We start from the raw sequence: 1,646 nt of genomic DNA, 5'->3' as shown, positions 1-1,646 counted from the left end.
CCGCCCCCGCCCCCGCCGCCGCCCGACCCGTTCGAGGTGCTGTCGCTGCAGCTACGCCTGGGACTGCTCGCGGACCAGCTCCGGACGCTGGAGAACGACCCCCAGGTCTACGCGCGGGCGCGGCGCCTCATCGCGGTCCGGGCCGCCTACGACGCCCTGCTCGTCGAGGCGTGCCGGATGGCGGGCGTCGAGGTGGACGACGAGGACGTCGCGACCGTGGACGGCGGCCCCGGCTCGGAGGGCGAGCGGTTCCGCGAGGAGATCGAGCTGGCCGCGCGCGGCTGGTCGTGGTGAGCGGGTCCGGGCTCAGGCCCGGACGGTCAGCGTGCTGCCGCCACCGGGCAGCCGGCGGACCTCGACCCGCTCCGCGATCGCCTGCTTGAGCGCCTCGACGTGCGAGACGACCCCGACGACGCGGCCCCCGTCCCGCAGCCGGCCGAGCTCGCCGAGCACCACCTCGAGGGTCTCGGGGTCGAGCGTCCCGAAGCCCTCGTCGACGAACAGCGTGCCGAGCTCGGTCCCGCCGGCCTCCGCGGTGACGACGTCGGCGAGCCCGAGGGCGAGGCAGAGGGAGACGTAGAACGTCTCCCCTCCGGAGAGCGTCCTGGGGTCGCGCTCGCCGCCCACCTCGTGGTCGACGACCTTCATGGCCAGGCCGGTCCGGCGCGACCGGGCCGCCTCCCGCTCCTCGGACCGGACGAGCTCGAACCGGCCCGACGACATGACCGTCAGGCGCCCGTTGGCCGCGGCCACGACGTCCTCGAACCGGCGCGCGAGCACGTACGTCGCGAGCGTCAGCTGCTTGGCGTTGTCCGCGCCGACGGCCGTGGCGACGTCGGCCATCCGCACCACCGGGACCGCCTCACGCCGCACGTGCTCGGCGGCGTCGACGGCGGCCCGGAGCCGCTCGAGCGCGTCCTCCGCGGCCTGGGCCCGGTCGCGCACTTGGGCGGCGAGGGAGGTCGCGACGTCGTCGGCGGCACGGTGCCGGGCCTCCGCGCCCACGACGTCCGCGACGGCGTCCTCGGCGAGGTCGCGCAGCGTCGGCTCGACCAGTGCCGCTCGGACGCGGTGCAGGTCCCGCGCGTGCTGCTCGACCCGGCGCGTCCACTCCTGGAGCGTCGCGTCCGCGACGGCGGCGGCGCGGACCTCGGCCGCCGAGGCCAGTCCGGCACGGGCGAGGGCGGCCGCCAGGTCCGCCTCGCAGCGGTCCACCGACGTCGTCGCGGACAGGACGGCCGCCGTCGCGTCGAGCCAGGCGCCGATCCGCCGCGCGCGGTCGCGCACGTGGGCCACCCGGTCCGCCACCGTGGCGCGGCCGTCGAGCTCCGCACCCACCGCGGCGGAGTCCTCGGCCAGACGAGCCGTGAGCGACCCGACCTCGGCGCGTTCCGCCGCGAGCCGGGTGGCGAGGGCCCCGACCCGCTGGTCGAGGGCGACCGTCTCCTGGTCGTGACGCACCAGGGCCTGGTCCAGCTCCGTGCGGCGACGCACGGCGGCACGGGCCCGGTCGCGGGCGTCCTGCGCCGCCAGCAGCGTGGCCTTGGCGGCGGCCTGGTCCAGCCCGCCCGTGACGGCCCGGCGTGCCTCCAGCGCCTCGCGCAGGCTCCCGAGGCGGGACGACGCAGCGGTGACGGCGGACTCGG

The 1,646-nt window shown here is 77.8% G+C and carries 1 protein-coding gene and 1 pseudogene; one reads left to right on the top strand and one right to left on the bottom strand.

The genetic code is table 11. The features are described 5' to 3' along the window. Positions 1-294: pseudogene (locus tag N866_RS21700) on the top strand (hypothetical protein); the annotation flags it as partial. Positions 295-306: 12 nt separating this feature from the next. Here N866_RS21700 and N866_RS18615 read toward each other — a convergent pair. Then, positions 307-1,646: SbcC/MukB-like Walker B domain-containing protein (locus N866_RS18615; protein ID WP_281173283.1), on the bottom strand; the 1,340-nt coding region annotated here is incomplete at its 5' end.

It is taken from the genome of Actinotalea ferrariae CF5-4, from assembly GCF_000603945.1.
GTDB classification, from domain to species: Bacteria; Actinomycetota; Actinomycetes; order Actinomycetales; family Cellulomonadaceae; genus Actinotalea; species Actinotalea ferrariae.
This window is presented reverse-complemented; position numbering and strand designations above follow the sequence as displayed.